Origin of the sequence: Maribacter aquimarinus, from assembly GCF_047345505.1 — a bacterium.
Lineage (GTDB): Bacteria > Bacteroidota > Bacteroidia > Flavobacteriales > Flavobacteriaceae > Maribacter.
On the sequence record NZ_JBLFEO010000009.1, the window covers coordinates 81,866 to 96,640 of the forward strand.

The following is a 14,775-nucleotide window of genomic DNA, read 5'->3' on the forward strand; positions in this document are numbered from 1 at the left end:
TTTTGGGGTACGTTGGGCCGGCATTAGTGGAATGGGCCATGGTTTCCCAAAGGGTGGTTTGGCCCAAAATCCAGTTGGTTTTGCCCCATTATTTTTGCTCCCATTGCCGCGGCGCCTTTGTCATTAGGGATACTTGGGAACGTTTCCCCCTTTTTGGGCAAGGATTTTAATCGTACTTTTAACCCGTTGTAGATTGTATTGCCCATGACCTCTATCCTAAAACATGGCTGTGCCCTATTTATGGTCCTTTTGGCCTCTTCTGGTGTAAGGGGCCAGGCAGATTGTGTTTTGGGCGTGGGCATTACACCGGATAGCACCTTGGCCCAGGTTTTTCAGCTCAATGCCGTGCAAACCAAGGAGCTGCTAAATTACAGTGCCGAGCTGCGCTACCGAAAGGATGTGCTCAACATTGGTCTGGAGAACTACGTAAAACGCCAGCCGCAGGGCTCATTGGAAGAATTGCAGCAGTTGGCGGGGCACTACAAGAAAGTGATGGACAGCATGACCAGCTTACAAAGGATGATCGACAAAAGACTGCTTAAACTTTTCAACGAGGAACAGTACCAGCGTTACAGGCTCATGTGCCTGGAAGTGCAACGATCGCCCTACGTGGTCACCCCCACGGTGTATCCAGATAGTTTGGCCGTCAAAAAACGATGAGTTTATCGATTATTCCTCCCCATGCCACAATGTAAGGGCTGCAGTTTGTATTTTTGTTTTTTAAAGTTCAGATCAATGTACAGCGCTGTCATACGGCCGTTGCTCTTTTTGTTTGATGCCGAAAGGGTGCACCATTTTAGTTTTTCCATCATTAAGCTGTGTGCCAAGTTGGGCCTGTCCGGATTTCTTAGGCGCTTGTACGTCATTGACGATCAGCGTTTGGAGCGTGAGGTCTTTGGTCTGAAGTTTAAGAACCCCGTGGGCCTGGCCGCCGGTTTTGACAAAAATGCCGTGCTCTACAACGAACTTTCCGATTTTGGCTTTGGTTTTGTGGAGATAGGCACCCTGACCCCCAAACCACAAGGGGGAAATCCTAAAAAACGACTGTTTCGCCTGGAGGAAGACAAGGCCATCATCAATAGGATGGGGTTTAACAATGATGGGGTTTTTGAGGCAGTGGAGCATCTTAGGAAAAAGCACCGTGTGCTCATTGGTGGCAACATTGGCAAAAATAAGGACACCCCCAACAACGAGGCCATAAAGGACTATCTCATTTGTTTTGATGCCCTGTTCGATCATGTGGACTATTTTGTGGTGAACGTTAGTTCTCCCAATACCCCTGGGCTAAGGGAGCTGCAGGACAAGGAACCGTTGACGGCCCTGCTCATTGAGCTGCAAAGGGAGAACGACAAGTATGCCAAAAAGAAGGGCACGCATAGAAAGCCCATCTTGCTAAAGATAGCACCGGACCTTACGGAAGAACAGTTGCTGGACATCATAGCAATTGTGGGCACCACCAAAATAGATGGCATCATAGCCACCAATACCACCTTGGACAGGACCAACCTAAAATCGCACATTTTGTTAACGGAGGAGGCCGGGGGTCTCAGTGGCAAACCCCTAAAGTCCCGTAGCACGGAAGTCATCCGTTTTTTGGCCGAAAAGAGCAACAAGTCCTTTCCCATTATTGGGGTCGGGGGCATCCATTCTGCCGAAGATGCCCTGGAAAAATTGGCGGCCGGGGCCGATCTGGTGCAATTGTGGACCGGGTTTGTCTATGAGGGCCCCGCGTTGGTAAAACGCATCAATCAAGCCCTTTTGGCGTCCTGAGCGGGAACTGTTACCCCGAAGCCCAACGGCGGCACCTTGTACCTGCATTGGAAGAGCAAAAGCCCATAAACCGTACCAGGGTCTGCTTCCCAGCTTATACTTCCCATTCCAAAAGCCTCCTAAAAGGAAATTTAGCTGCTTTACATCGTGATAGATATGTTTTTGGAAGCAGGCGTGCGGGCAACCCCCTTTGGATTGGGGACATCTTGGGCATTAATGGGTCTTGCTCCAATAGTCCACCACCAGCACATCTTCCAAGTGGGGCTTCAATACGGCGCCAAAGGCCTTATGGTCCGGATGGGGCAGATACACCTCACGATCGGCCTCACTTTTAAACGTTAGCAGAAATCCGTGGGTAAAGCCTTTGTCCAGTCCTTCCGGACTGTTGTTCAGCCCCCATTCGTAGTCCGCTATTTCAGGAATCTTGTTTGGCAGGGCCCCAAAGGCATCGGTCACTTTTTTGAGGTCGTCCTGGGAAGTGCCCGGTTTAAACTTAAAGAGTACCACGTGGCGTAGCACGGAATCTTGTGGCATGGCGGTGTCATTTTTGTTGGTGGCGGCATTGTTGCAAGAAGGGAGGGCCAGGGCCAGGCATCCCATCAGAAGAAACAGTATTGAATTTTTCATGGGTTTGTGGTTCTTTTTGGTTTCGTTCATGGGGGGGGGCTGTTTCGGGCCCGTGCCGGCGCGGCCCGGGGCCACGGGTAGGCCAAGGTACAAAAAGCGTTTTCATCGTTTTAGGGAGAAATGGTTTTTAAACTCCTTTCTAACCCCGTCCAGTTCATAGGCAATGGTAAACCAGTAGTCCGTGGCCGGTGCAGGGCTTCGGTTGGGATGGTTGCCGTCCCAGCCACTGTCATCACTGAACTGGTGGTACAACTGTCCGTAGCGGTCATAGATTTTTATGGTGGGCGAGGGGAGGTCCTCTATGCCCACAATGCGCCAAACATCATTGAAACCGTCACCGTTGGGGGTAAAGAAACGCGGGTAATCTATCACGAAAAATGGTTTGGTCTGCACGGTACAGCCTTCGGTGTCCTGTACAAGGGCCAAGTGCTCGCCCGGTGCAAGGTTGTCAAAGTCCGGATTTTCGGAAAAGGCCCCGTCATCCACGGCAAACAGGTAGTCACTGTCGCCCTCCACCTCAATGCGCACCCCATTGCTGCCCGAGAACAGTTCCGTGGTAAAGGCCACTTCAATGGCACTGGGCGGGCGCACCGGCAGTACTTGGGTGCCATAGGAGAACACGCAGCCAATGCGGGTACTGCTCACTTCCACCACATAGTCTCCGGGTTCCATTGCCACCAGTTCCCTATTGTTGGCGTTGGGGATCCGGTTTTCATCGGCCAGGGTGCCGCGGTACCACTGAAAAGTGAACTCATTGGCGTCCAGGCCCACATCCAGCACCGTAAAGGGTTCCAGTGCTGCGCCGTTCCCATCCAGGCAGATGACATAGGATTCTTCCAGGGTGGGGGCCACCTCCAGGGCTTGCACCGAAATGTTGAACGAGGCAATTTCATAACAACTGTCTCCGGAAGACAAGCGGGCGTGGATGGTTTCTGGTAGCAGCGTTCCGGGATAGGATGCAATGGTTTCTATGCGGTTCGCATTGGCCTCGGCCTCTGCCCGGGAGTTGAAAAAAGCTACTTCATAGATGCTGCGGTCCTGGGAGCCCAACATCCGTGCTGCGTTGGCACGGAAGTCAAAAAGTTCATTTCCATCGCCGTCCAAATCACAGGCCACAAGGTTCAAGGGCTGTTCGTCTATCCTGGGCGGGGCTATGTATTCCACGGCCACGGCCCCTGAAGAAATGCACAGGGCAGAGAAGACCACTTCCACCTCATAGTTGCCCGGGGCGTCCACGTTCAGGGTGGTCATGCCATTGTTGGCGGGCAATGGCTGCCCGTTTCGGGACCAGCGATAATCAATGGCGCCAATGGCAGTGGCATCCAGGGAGAGGTTCTCCCCAATGCAGAGCGGATTGTTGCTGGCCACCGTGCGGTCCTCGCCCAGATCTACATCAATGGAAAAGCTGCCTGCCTCAAGAAATACGGCCGAGTCCAGTTCGGAATCCAAGTTGTCCGCGATCACCAATTTAATGTTGTAGGTTTCCCCGGGAATTACCTCGCTTACCGCCTGCAGGCTCACCGTTTGCCCCTCGAACGATATGGCCGAATCGGCACCATTGGTGCCCGCGAAGAATTCCTCATTTCGCGGCCCGCAGGCATTGTCCACTCCGGGGCGTATGCTGGTGGCGCTCACCGCGCGGTTGGTGCCCGGTATCACGGCCAAGTTGGTGGCTTCCCCCGCGGCATCGGTGAGGATAAAGGCAAAGACATCGGAATAAATGCACTGGTACTCTGCCGAGTATTCTTCCGAGGCAAAGATGAAGTTGAAACTGATGCTGTTGGTGGTGGGCACAAAATCGAATTGGATGTACGAAGCGTTGAACAGGTTTCCCGTTCCCGTGGCACTTCTCAGGTCCAGATCGCCCGGCCAGCTGGGATTTATGCCCGAGCCAACGCGGTTGTTGGGGCCAATGGCGTTACGGGCGTTACCGGTGGAAAGGATAATGCCCTCCCGGTAGGGGAAACGGGTGTCATTGGCATTGAAATACCCTATTCCGTTGAATCCGAAGGCACTTCCGGTGGAAGCACTGTAATTGGAGGTCTCCGCACAACTGCTATTGATCAGCACATCTACCACCAATTCCTCAATGGAACGCGAGGTGTCCACCTCAAATTGACCCCTGATTACAAAGGATGCCCCCAATAAAAGAAAGATAAAAAGGAATGTTCTCATAGCTCTTCCGCTCCAGTACAAAAGAATTATCTGGGCGGGAGTGGAATATAATAAGTATTTTGCTCAAAAAAGGTTAAAGTTGGTGAGTTTCTTTAAATTGGGGTCGATCTGCCACCATGGGCAGGGGTCAAGTGGTTTTGGCCGGTTTGGCAACGGCAGTTTGTACGTGTTTCTTAAAAGGTGTGCCCCGGTATGCAGTTAGATGTGCTCTTGGCATTTTCCACCGCCACGGCGGCCTTGGCCATTTCCCCTGGGCCCGACAATATCTATGTGTTGATGCAGAGCGTGGTGCACGGCAAGCGCTTTGGACTGGCCACTGTGGCCGGTTTAATGACGGGCTGCCTGGTGCATACCACCCTGTTGGCCTTTGGGGTGTCTGCCCTTTTGAGACGGCACGAGGGATTCTTTTTTGTCATTACCCTTTTCGGGGCGACCTATCTGCTGTATCTGGCGGTTAACGTGTATCGGGAAAACAGGGGCATTGATATGGCAGGGGACGCCCTACCAAAGAAAACCCTTGTACAGCTGTTTAAACAGGGTTTTGTCATGAACGTGCTCAACCCCAAGGTCACCATCTTCTTTTTGGCCTTTTTCCCGGGCTTTTTGTTCAGTGATACGCTGGGAACCGTGGCCCAGTTCTATATCCTGGGCTTTCTGTTCATTGCGGTCTCCTCGGTGGTCTTTGGCGGCATAGCCCTCTTGTCCGGTGGGGTGTCGCGGTGGTTGTCCGGAAATTCCAAGGCGGCTTTTTTCTTGAAATGGATGCAGATCGTGGTCTTTGTGGGCATTGCACTTTACCTGCTGTCATCAAATAATTTATGGTAATTTTAGCCCATGATACAAGAGGGTATGCCCAAAGAAGTGAAGATCGTGGAATGTCCCCGGGATGCCATGCAGGGCATCAAGGCGTTTATTCCAACGGAGCAAAAGGTAGGCTACCTCCAGGCCCTGTTGGGCTGCGGTTTTGATACGTTGGATTTCGGGAGCTTTGTGTCCCCAAGGGCCATACCCCAAATGGTGGACACGGCCGCCGTGCTCTCCCAGCTGGACCTTTCCCGCACCAAGAGCAAGCTGTTGGCCATTGTGGCCAATGTACGTGGGGCCACTGAGGCCGTACGGCACCCGGAAATTGATTATCTGGGCTTCCCCTTTTCCATATCGGAGAACTTTCAGATGCGAAATACCCATAAGACCATTGCCCAATCCGAAGAAACCCTAAAGGAAATTTTTGATATTGCCCAAGAGGCCGGCAAGCAAGTGGTCACCTATATTTCGATGGGTTTTGGGAATCCCTATGGCGACCCCTGGAACGTGGAGATCGTGGGGGAGTGGACCGAGAAGTTGGCGGATATGGGGGCCAAGATCCTCTCCCTTTCCGATACCGTGGGCACCTCCGACGCAGAGACCATCCACTACTTGTTCTCCAATCTCATTCCCGCCTACCCCCACATAGAATTTGGTGCCCACTTGCACACCACCCCGGCCGGGTGGCACGAAAAGGTGGCCGCGGCCCATAAGGCCGGTTGCCACCGCTTCGATGGGGCCGTACAGGGATTTGGAGGTTGCCCCATGGCCAAGGACGAACTAACGGGGAACATGCCCACCGAAAAAATGCTCTCTTACTTCACGGAGCAAAAAGTGGATACAGGGGTGAACTGGCTGGTGTTCGAGGCGGCCTACAACAAGGCCTCCGAACTGTTTGGCACCTACCATTGATGGCCCTTCCCATCGAGGCCTTCTTAAGAAAGGGGGGGGTGCCAGACGGGAAAGCCCTAGCTTTCCAGCACTTCATCCAAAAAGCCGTTGAGCCGCAGTTGAAACAGGGCACCCTCCACCAATTCCCCAAGGAGTTGCAGTTCATTGGGGCTCACGGCAAAGGTGAGCTGGCCCATCGGGGTCTCCAGAAGCAATGCCCTGCAATCCATTTGTTGGGGGCAGGAAGGCCTTGGCAGGCCATGCCCCTTTGTTTTTTCAATTTCGGTGTAAAAGGTGCACAGTTCCTTTTTGGTGAGCAATAGGCCGGTGTCCCTGAACACCAATTGTATTTTGGGGCGCTCGGCCGTTTGCTGTCCCTTCCACAGAAAGGCAATGCCCAGGGCATTGTGGTGCAGGGTGTCTATATCGTTCAGCATCATCAGTTCAGTATAAAAGTGTAGTCTATTTCCCCGGGGTGCAACGGCCGATCATCGGGGTCTGGGCGTTCCTTGAAGAAAACCAAGGACTTCAGTTCCTCCAGTTCGTTACGGTTCAACAGTAGCTGCAGGTTCTGCTGTAGGGTGGCAACGGCAATTTTTCGTGGTGATGTACAGTTGCAATGTTGTTGCTCCCATGGGTCCGCATCGAGCTGCATTAAAAATTTACCAAAATGGTTCAACTCCTTTGCCGTGAACTCCAGGGCAAACTGCCCAAAGAGCAGGTGGTACATCTTGCACTCGCCGCAGTGGGCCATGCTGCCGTTTCTGGTTCGTTTCAATACATTTATATTTCTGCACATAACTATAGGGATATTTTTCCGAAAAACCCTTTTTCAGAGGGATTTCCTTGTTTTTGGGTTCAATAACAGTCCATTTTTAGTTGTTCACTGGCCTCAAAATCGCTCAAGGGTCGGTTCAGATGGGTTTTGCTGATGTCTTCCAGTACGGCCAGCACCTCGTTCTGCATGGCCAGGGATCCACAGATAAAAATCGGGCCACCGTCAGACAGGATATGGGCCATGAGCTCCTTGTTGTCCCGCACCAGTTCCTGTACATACTGCTTTTTGCCTTCCCGGGAATAGGCCACGTTCAGACTGCTCAGCTGTTCTTTTTTCTCTATGTCCAACAGCAGGTCCGCATACAGATCTAAGGAGCTTTTATTGCGCAGCCCCAGGAAACAGTGCACGGGGTTGCGCCCCTTGTTTTCGTGCAGCATGCCCAGGAACGGGGCAATGCCCGTGCCATTGGCGATCAATGCCACTGGTTTTTGGTGTTTGGGAAAATGGAATTCCGTATTTCTTTTGATGCGCACGTGCATTTCTTCTCGGGGCCGTAGCTCGCTGAGCTGCGGCGAGCAGACGCCCATTTCGTGTTTTTTAACGCTCAGGAGCATGTCCTTGCCTATCTTGGCAATGGAATAGAGCCGCTCTACCCCATCTTCGGGAATGATACCGGCCAAGTCGCCCGATTGAAAGCGCAGTTTCTCCTTTGGCCGCAGGCGCACCAGAAAGGTGTCGTCCGCGTTCAAATTGGTGCGCTCCACCACGGTAAAGGATTTGGACGTTGTCCTTTTCTTTTTAATGGCCTCGTCCTTAAGGAGCAGCGGGGTCTGTGTTTTTTTGCCCCATTGCTTGGCCCATTCGGAAAAAGCGCGTTTATCTTGATTATTGATCTTAAAGAGGGGCAAGGTGCGCTCAAAGCCGGCGGTTTGTAGCAGTTGGTCCACTTGTGTGGCAAAGGCACAATAGTCTGGGTAGCGGAGGGAGCCAAAGCCCACCACGGCATAGTGCATCCCGGCGGGCTGGGCCACGGTCTGCAATAGGGATGCAAATTTTCTGGCGTTGGTCGGGGCCTCGCCCGCACCATAGGTGGCGGTGAGCACCAGTAGTTTTTTGGCGTTTTCATAGGTGGTGTACTGGTTCAGCTCTGCAATGTGCACCTGTTTTCCCTGGGCCACCAAGGCCTTCCTCAATCTATGGGCAAACGCAAAGGTGGTTCCGGTTTCCGAGCCCACCAAAATCACGTGGTCCGCTTCCGAAATGGGCGTTTGTGGTGGTAAATGGGCACGGCCCTGGGTGCGCTTGCGCCACATCACGAACCCGGATTGGATAAAGTACAGGATGCCCATACTGGCCAATAAAAGCACCAGGGCCCAGGGCCATGCCCCTTGTCCCGTGTGCACGGCAACGCTCCAACGGGCGGCCAGGGTGGTAAACGGATAGGGCACCTCGCTGAGGATGGCCCCCGTATATTGGTGCACCCGAAGCTCCCGGTCCTTAAGTGCCAATTCAAAGTAGTCTTCCGGCATTTCTGAAAAGGGAAATGCAATGGTTCGCACTTCGCTCAGTGCCGTTTCCATGAAAAAGGGCACTTCCCATACATCCGTCGTCATATCCACTTCCGTGTCCACTTCCGCGGGCGTGTGCCGCGCTTGGGACTTTGGCAGCAGGGAAAACTGCTCGGCGGACAGGTACACCCCGCTGGCCGCGATAAGGACAATGGGCAGCAGCAACCACCTGCCCAAAACCACGTGATAGTACAGGGCCGCATGGTCTTTCTGTACTTTGGAAAACAGTTTAAGCGGACCGCCCTGCCGCTGCGCGATCAAAACGAGTCCGCTCACGGCAATGAGGCAGAGTAAAAAGGAGACCAGTCCCACAAAAAACCGGCCCACGCCCTTTAGAAAAAGGGAGCGATGCAGGTTGGTGGTCCATTGGTATATGGCGGCCCGTTTTTGGGGCGTTCCCAGGGCTTCTCCCGTTCTGGGATCCACATATAGGGTCTGGCCCTCACCGTCTTTGGTAACAACGGAGGCGATGACACCGTCATTGGCATCGACCTCGAGGGCAAGGACCTCCCCGTAGTTGGCCGTTAGGGCACGTACGGCCTCTCCAACGGAAATGTCATCCAGCGGGGCCGATCGGGGCGCTGCCCACGCCTCCTGCACCGGCTCCACCGCTAGGACAATGCCCGTGAGCGAGGCTATGATGAGAAAAAGGGAGGCCACGGCCGCCAAGGCAAGGTGACTGTACCTCCAAATGGAAATGGTCATAACTCAGGTTCAAGTTCAAGAATCAAGTTCCTTTGCGATCATCAAGCGTACACAGCAGTACATGAGCGTAAGTTTTGAGGGATTGAGCGTAAAGCAATAGGGCAAGCATCCAGTTTTATTTTTTTACTACCAACTACCAACTACCAACTGCCAACTACCAACTACCCACAACAGCCGTGCCTATTGGGCCATCATCCGTACGTATCTGATAAAGCCCTGTCCTTCTTTTTTGGCATTTAGGTTCTCCGTGGTCAGTTCAAACTCCACATCGCCTTCATAATACTCCTGATCCTCCACGGCCGATTCAAACCGAATGCGATACCCGGCATCGATTTTGTCTTGGGGTATTTTCAATACCGTCATGCTGCGTTCCCCTCCGGACACCGTAGCACCGGTTATGGCGTCCAATTCCGGTCTTCTTATCCCGTACACATTTTTCCACCATTGTTCTATGTCCCGGTACCACTCGTTGTCGTCCCCCTGCACGTAGAGCGTATCCTCATAATCGCCCTCCGCATTTAGGATGGAGACCACAATGTAGGCTCCCTCACCGGTATAGTTGGTGAGCTGAATCATGCATTTGTAGTTCACCGTTTCCACAGGGCGCATAAAGCCAGACAAGGCAAAAAGCCCTATCGCCATAAAAAGAATTTTCTTGATCATTAGTTTTATTTTGTGTTTGTTTTTTTATCACATCACATCACATCACATCACATCACATCACATCACATCACATCACATCAGCATCACAAATCTCAGCCCCAACATTAAAATCCAAGCAAACCTTACTTTAAAAATTCCAAGGCCACCCCGTGCTGCGTGAGCAGTTCATTCTCGCGGGCCAGGTCCCAGACCGATTCCTCAAAAGACGTTTTTGCCGTCTTGTCCGCGCCTTGGGCAATGAGGTATTTAAGAATGCGGTCGTCCTGGGCTTTCATTGCGGCCAGGTGGAGGGCGGTGTTGCCCTCCTTGTTCTTGGCGTTGATGTCCAGTTCAAAAGCCGCCAAGCGCTCTAGCAGGCTGAGGTTGTTTTTTTCCACGGCCAAATGGTACAGCGTGTTTCCCTTTTGCTGGGGCAGGCTCAGGTCCAGCCCATGTTCCTGCAAGAGCCGTAGTTTCTCCTCAAAGTTTTTGGGGTTCCGGGCGTCATAGGCGTTAAGCAGGTAATGGGCCAAAGTGTTGCCCTTGGTGTCCGTTGTGTGCACATTGGCCCCGTTGTCCAAAAGGAAACCTACCACATCCGGTGTGTTGCGGTTCACGGCCATGGCCAGGGCGGCGCGTCCGTTCTCATCTTGCAGGTTGATGTCCTTGACGTATTTGGCCAAAAACGCCACCACCTCCAGTGTATTGCTGTTGGCCGCGTTCATAAAGGGCGAGTCCCCGCCGCTGTCCTGTTGGTTCACATCCACGCCTTTGGAAATGAAGAACTCAAAAATGGGAAGTTCCCTGCTCCTGTAGGCAATGGCGTGCAAGGGGTTGCGTCCGCGTGCCCCAGTAACATTGGCCTGGACGCCCAAACTGTCCAAAAACAGGTAGGTCTCCAGGCCGTTCTGGGTGTTGCGCGTACCTTGGCTGGCCAGTAGCATGGCATTGCCCCCGTGTTTGTTGGTGACCTTGGGATCCCGTCCCTTGGCCAAGAGCTGCTTCAGGAAATCTTGCTTGCCCCCTTTGGCGGCATAAAGAAAAAGGTCGTTTCCGTCCTTGTCCGTCGCCGTGGGATTCAGTCCCTTTTCCTGGAAATACTGCACTAGGCCGTAATCTTCCATAAAGGGGGCCGCCAACAAAAGGGCATTGGCCCCGTTGTTGGTGGTTCCTTGGATATCTGCACCGTGCTCCAGCAGAAAATTGTACAGGGCCACATTGGTCTGACCGCCCGCGGCCGCAAAGTTAAGCACCGAATAGCCGTGGCTGTCTTCCATATTGGCCTTGGCGCCGCGATCTACCAGATACTGCATCATCTCCAAATTGCCGGTGTAGGCGGCCCAAAAGATATAGGTGCGGCCGTCATGCGTCAGCTTGTCCACCGCATTGCCCTCCATGTTCAGTAGGTGTTCAATGGTGGCATTGTCCATTTTTTCCAGTAAGGCGTAGGTCACGGCATCGAACATATTGCCGTTCAGTTCCGTGGCATTGTTACCGGCCGCAATGTCGCGTTCCACCTGGGCCAAGCTGGGGTTGTCCTTCCAATAGGAACGTTCCAAGAAAACGTTCTCCTGGGCCAAGGCTGGGCCAAAAGTGAGCCATAACAAAGTAAGGCCTAAATAAAAGTGGGCTGTTTTCATCTTGAGAAGGCTTAGCAGTAATTTAATTGCCACTTGTGGAGGCCGTTCCCGGCGTTTTTACAAAGGACGCTATGATGGTGGCAATCTCCTTCTTTTTCTGGACCTCGTCCGCAAACAGATGTTTGTAGAGCACTTTATTGTCCACTTTCTCTTCCAGCACCAAGTCTTGGTTGCGCTCAAAGACCGTGTCCCAGACCTTGCGTACCGTGGCCCATTTCTTTTCTTCTTTCTGCCACCAATCTGCCGCTGCCTGGCAACGCGCATCGGGCACCCTTACGTAGGTATTGTAGCCTTTTTCCATGGCCAGCACCACATCTTCCTCGCCATCCTTTCTTATGATCTTGGCATTGTCCTGATCGTGGATCCAACCGTTGTCGGTGATTTCCTGTCGGTTGCCGCGTAGGGTAATGTTGTAGTCGCCACGGGTGGTGTACTCCCTTCTTGGCAGTGGGGCGGGCGTGGTGTTTTCCCAATAGCTCTTGCCGTCCACGTGCACCCAGGAGGCAGTGCCCTCATAGCGGGGGCTATCATCCACCTGAAAGACTTTTTGCGTCCACTGGCCACTTACCTCCTCGGGGTTCTTTTTGGTGTAGGTCCACTCATTGTCCCCGTTGTACATGTACAGGTCCGTGTTCTGGTACAGCCAGTCCTGGCGCCAGTGCTTTACGATCATCGGTTTTGCGGGGTTGCCCACCTGAAGGATGTGCTGGATGACAATTTTGTCGTCCTTGTCCGTGACCAATTGGGCCCACTCCAGGCCTTTGTCCACCTTGGTCTTGGAGGGCTTGTAGAGCGAATCATTGCTGTAGTTGAAGGTTTCGGCGAAGTTGAAGGTGACCTCATAGCAACCGCACATGTCTTTTATGGCCGCTGCATCCTGGGCCTTTTTGTCTTTTTGTGCAACACCCTGCACGCCAATGGTAGCGCAGAGCAGTGAAGATAAAATCAGTTTTTTCATCATAATGTACTTAAGGGTGAAACATTTTTTTCGGCTCCAAAAATATGAAATTTATTTAGACTGGTTTAAAATAAACTATATATTTGCCAAAAATTTATCATTAATGAGTCTAAATAAGGCTGTTTTTATGCTGTTGGTGGCCCTTTTTTCTTCCTTTGCCCGGTCGCAGTCCGGTAATGCGGAGAAAAGGGACAGCCTGCTCACCCAGGACTTGGATGAGGTGGTGGTAACGGCCACGCGGACCGTACGCCAACTGTCTTCCCTGCCGCTGCCCGTGACCCTGATTCCCCAAGAGCAGATCGCCAGAACGGGCGTTACCCGGCTCAATGAGATATTGAGCGAGCAGACGGGGATTGTCATGACCCCCGATGCCACCATTGGCGGTGGGGAAGGGGTGCAGATACAAGGGATAGCATCAGATTATGTACTGGTGCTCATAGATGGGGTGCCCGTGGTGGGGCGCAGTTCCGGAAATTTGGATTTGAGCCGATTTGCCATTGGTAACATCAAACAGATCGAGGTGGTCAAAGGCCCGTCCAGCAGTCTTTTTGGCTCCGAAGCCCTGGGTGGCGTCATCAACATCATCACCGAAAAACCTACATCTGAGGCCATTACCGGGCACGTGGGGCACCGCGCGGCATCCTTTAACAACCAAAACAGCAATTTTAGCCTCAATCAGCGTCGAGAAAACTTTGGCTACTCCCTTTTTGTAGATCGAATGAGCTCGGACGGCTTTGATCTGGCCACGGGCGACAACGGGCAGACCGTGAACCCCTTTGTGAACCATACCCTTAATGGCAGGTTGTTTTTTGATGTTTCCGATAAGGCCAAACTCTTTGCCTCCGGGCGCTATTTTGCCCAAGAGTTCAACGTGGCGCCCAGCACGGCAGAGGAACAGGATGCCAACGCCCATTTGCGCTTGGACCACGATGCCTCCGGAAAAGTGAATTGGCAGTACGAACTTTACTACACCCGCTATGTGACCAACGAGCAGACCGTAGATCCCATTGACAATGCCATTTTAATGGACAATGATTTTAACCAACAACTGCTGCGGCCAGAGATACGCTATAACCGCCGCTTTGGGGAGCGCAACACCATGACCTTGGGCCTGGGCTACAATTGGGAGACCCTGGACCGTTCCCTTTTTGCGGAGCAGGTCACCTTTGACTCCCAATACCTGTTTGCCCAGTACGATTTTGTCCCCATGGAAAAGATGAACGTCATTGTGGGGGCCAGGTTCGATAATCATTCCGAATACAATTCGCAACTGAGCCCCAAGCTCTCTGCCCGGTACAATTTTAGCGATCATTTTGCCGTAAAGGCTTCCGTGGGCAGCGGCTTCAAGGCACCCGATTTTAGGCAGCTCTACCTGGACTTTACCAATGTGGCCGGTGGGGGCTATTCGGTCTTTGGAAAAGATGTGGAGGCCGCGGGCATACAGCGTTTGTTGGACAATGGCGAGATCGCCAACCTGGTGGTGGACCCGGCCGACCTCGGGGCGCGTCTGGATGCCGAGAGTTCCGTGGGCTATAACCTGGGCGCCAGCTTTAAAAAAGGGAAACTCTCCACCGACATCAATTTTTTCAGGAACGATTTTAGAAACCTTATAGATACCCAGATCTTGGCCTCCCGCACCAACGGGCAGAACGTTTTTGGCTACATCAACCGGGAGCGCGTCTATACCCAGGGCGCCGAGCTGGATGTAAAATACCGCATCAATCAGCATTTGAACCTTGCCATGGGCTACCAATTGCTTTATGCCTTTGATAAGGACAAGGAAGCGGCCGTGGAGGCGGGCACCGAGTTTGCGCGCGATCCCCAGACCTTGGAGACCATTCGTTTGGCCAGGGGCGATTATTTTGGACTCGAGAACCGCTCCCGGCACACCTTCAATGCCAAAGTGTTCTACGAAGTGCCCAAGTGGGATGCCAATGCCAACCTCAGGGTGGTGTACCGCAGTCGGTTTGGGCTCACGGACCGCAACGGAAATGGGTTGTTGGACCCCTGGGACAATTCCTTTGTGGACGGTTACGCCCTGGTGAACCTGGCCTTGGGCAAGACCTTCTACAAAAAATACGAAGTGCGCCTTGGGGCCAACAATTTGTTGGACTTTACCGGGGAAAACCCCTTGGCGGCGCAGGGAACCCAAGTGCGGGTAAACCCCGGAATACAATTTTTTACACGTTTAAACATTCAATTCTAAAATTAAAATTA

At 52.7% G+C, this 14,775-nt stretch carries 13 protein-coding genes; 5 read left to right on the forward strand and 8 right to left on the reverse strand.

All coding sequences use genetic code 11. The features are described 5' to 3' along the window. The first annotated feature begins 204 nt into the window (after nucleotides 1–204). Both ACKWCC_RS08540 and ACKWCC_RS08545 read left to right on the forward strand, forming a co-directional pair. Nucleotides 205–660 (forward strand): hypothetical protein, encoded by a 456-nt coding sequence (locus ACKWCC_RS08540; RefSeq protein ID WP_413995497.1) that lies wholly within the window; start codon nucleotides 205–207, stop codon nucleotides 658–660. A 75-nt stretch (nucleotides 661–735) separates the two neighbouring features. Then, a complete protein-coding gene (locus ACKWCC_RS08545; RefSeq protein ID WP_413995498.1) occupies nucleotides 736–1,770 on the forward strand; it encodes a quinone-dependent dihydroorotate dehydrogenase in 1,035 nt (344 codons plus the stop codon). Between the two features lie 213 nt (nucleotides 1,771–1,983). On the opposite strand, the gene ACKWCC_RS08550 is transcribed toward ACKWCC_RS08545, so the two are convergent. Both ACKWCC_RS08550 and ACKWCC_RS08555 read right to left on the reverse strand, forming a co-directional pair. Further along, nucleotides 1,984–2,397: a Dabb family protein gene (locus tag ACKWCC_RS08550; RefSeq protein WP_413995499.1), complete on the reverse strand. Its 414-nt coding sequence runs from the start codon at nucleotides 2,395–2,397 to the stop codon at nucleotides 1,984–1,986. A gap of 102 nt (nucleotides 2,398–2,499) precedes the next feature. After that, nucleotides 2,500–4,572 (reverse strand): choice-of-anchor L domain-containing protein, encoded by a 2,073-nt coding sequence (locus tag ACKWCC_RS08555; RefSeq protein WP_413995500.1) that lies wholly within the window; start codon nucleotides 4,570–4,572, stop codon nucleotides 2,500–2,502. 192 nt (nucleotides 4,573–4,764) lie between these two features. Between ACKWCC_RS08555 and ACKWCC_RS08560 the strand changes: the two genes are divergently transcribed. Together ACKWCC_RS08560 and ACKWCC_RS08565 are read left to right on the forward strand one after the other, a co-directional pair. Then, a complete protein-coding gene (locus ACKWCC_RS08560; protein WP_413995501.1) occupies nucleotides 4,765–5,397 on the forward strand; it encodes a LysE family translocator in 633 nt (210 codons plus the stop codon). A 24-nt stretch (nucleotides 5,398–5,421) separates the two neighbouring features. Further along, nucleotides 5,422–6,288 carry a hydroxymethylglutaryl-CoA lyase gene (locus ACKWCC_RS08565; protein ID WP_413995554.1) on the forward strand — a complete coding sequence of 289 codons (867 nt, stop codon included), beginning with the start codon at nucleotides 5,422–5,424 and terminating at the stop codon, nucleotides 6,286–6,288. Nucleotides 6,289–6,344: 56 nt separating this feature from the next. Here ACKWCC_RS08565 and ACKWCC_RS08570 read toward each other — a convergent pair whose 3' ends face one another. From ACKWCC_RS08570 to ACKWCC_RS08595, 6 genes are all read right to left on the reverse strand, one after another. Then, a complete protein-coding gene (locus ACKWCC_RS08570; protein ID WP_413995502.1) occupies nucleotides 6,345–6,707 on the reverse strand; it encodes a hypothetical protein in 363 nt (120 codons plus the stop codon). Beyond that, complete coding sequence (locus tag ACKWCC_RS08575; RefSeq protein WP_413995503.1) at nucleotides 6,707–7,066, reverse strand: DUF6686 family protein; 360 nt, start codon at nucleotides 7,064–7,066, stop codon at nucleotides 6,707–6,709. Before ACKWCC_RS08575 ends, ACKWCC_RS08570 begins: the two co-directional genes overlap by 1 nt. Before the next feature lie 59 nt (nucleotides 7,067–7,125). After that, nucleotides 7,126–9,318 carry a PepSY domain-containing protein gene (locus tag ACKWCC_RS08580; RefSeq protein ID WP_413995504.1) on the reverse strand — a complete coding sequence of 731 codons (2,193 nt, stop codon included), beginning with the start codon at nucleotides 9,316–9,318 and terminating at the stop codon, nucleotides 7,126–7,128. Between the two features lie 180 nt (nucleotides 9,319–9,498). Further along, nucleotides 9,499–9,981: a DUF2271 domain-containing protein gene (locus ACKWCC_RS08585; RefSeq protein ID WP_413995505.1), complete on the reverse strand. Its 483-nt coding sequence runs from the start codon at nucleotides 9,979–9,981 to the stop codon at nucleotides 9,499–9,501. Between the two features lie 122 nt (nucleotides 9,982–10,103). Continuing rightward, nucleotides 10,104–11,600, reverse strand: a complete 1,497-nt coding sequence (locus ACKWCC_RS08590) for an ankyrin repeat domain-containing protein (RefSeq protein ID WP_413995506.1) — start codon at nucleotides 11,598–11,600, stop codon at nucleotides 10,104–10,106. Nucleotides 11,601–11,622: 22 nt separating this feature from the next. Then, a complete protein-coding gene (locus ACKWCC_RS08595) occupies nucleotides 11,623–12,558 on the reverse strand; it encodes a DUF6607 family protein (RefSeq protein WP_413995507.1) in 936 nt (311 codons plus the stop codon). A gap of 103 nt (nucleotides 12,559–12,661) precedes the next feature. Here ACKWCC_RS08595 and ACKWCC_RS08600 point away from each other — a divergent pair, with 103 nt between their 5' ends. After that, on the forward strand, nucleotides 12,662–14,764 hold the full coding sequence (locus ACKWCC_RS08600; protein ID WP_413995508.1) for a TonB-dependent receptor plug domain-containing protein: 2,103 nt from the start codon (nucleotides 12,662–12,664) through the stop codon (nucleotides 14,762–14,764). Nucleotides 14,765–14,775 lie beyond the last annotated feature (11 nt).

Excerpts from the sequence above, each read along its gene's own strand:
- ACKWCC_RS08540 (WP_413995497.1), top strand. The coding sequence starts at position 205 with ATGACCTCTATCCTAAAACATGGCTGTGCCCTATTTATGGTCCTTTTG.
- ACKWCC_RS08545 (WP_413995498.1), top strand. The coding sequence starts at position 736 with ATGTACAGCGCTGTCATACGGCCGTTGCTCTTTTTGTTTGATGCCGAA.
- ACKWCC_RS08550 (WP_413995499.1), bottom strand. The coding sequence starts at position 2,397 with ATGAAAAATTCAATACTGTTTCTTCTGATGGGATGCCTGGCCCTGGCC.
- ACKWCC_RS08555 (WP_413995500.1), bottom strand. The coding sequence starts at position 4,572 with ATGAGAACATTCCTTTTTATCTTTCTTTTATTGGGGGCATCCTTTGTA.
- ACKWCC_RS08560 (WP_413995501.1), top strand. The coding sequence starts at position 4,765 with ATGCAGTTAGATGTGCTCTTGGCATTTTCCACCGCCACGGCGGCCTTG.
- ACKWCC_RS08565 (WP_413995554.1), top strand. The coding sequence starts at position 5,422 with ATGCCCAAAGAAGTGAAGATCGTGGAATGTCCCCGGGATGCCATGCAG.
- ACKWCC_RS08570 (WP_413995502.1), bottom strand. The coding sequence starts at position 6,707 with ATGATGCTGAACGATATAGACACCCTGCACCACAATGCCCTGGGCATT.
- ACKWCC_RS08575 (WP_413995503.1), bottom strand. The coding sequence starts at position 7,066 with ATGTGCAGAAATATAAATGTATTGAAACGAACCAGAAACGGCAGCATG.
- ACKWCC_RS08580 (WP_413995504.1), bottom strand. The coding sequence starts at position 9,318 with ATGACCATTTCCATTTGGAGGTACAGTCACCTTGCCTTGGCGGCCGTG.
- ACKWCC_RS08585 (WP_413995505.1), bottom strand. The coding sequence starts at position 9,981 with ATGATCAAGAAAATTCTTTTTATGGCGATAGGGCTTTTTGCCTTGTCT.
- ACKWCC_RS08590 (WP_413995506.1), bottom strand. The coding sequence starts at position 11,600 with ATGAAAACAGCCCACTTTTATTTAGGCCTTACTTTGTTATGGCTCACT.
- ACKWCC_RS08595 (WP_413995507.1), bottom strand. The coding sequence starts at position 12,558 with ATGAAAAAACTGATTTTATCTTCACTGCTCTGCGCTACCATTGGCGTG.
- ACKWCC_RS08600 (WP_413995508.1), top strand. The coding sequence starts at position 12,662 with ATGAGTCTAAATAAGGCTGTTTTTATGCTGTTGGTGGCCCTTTTTTCT.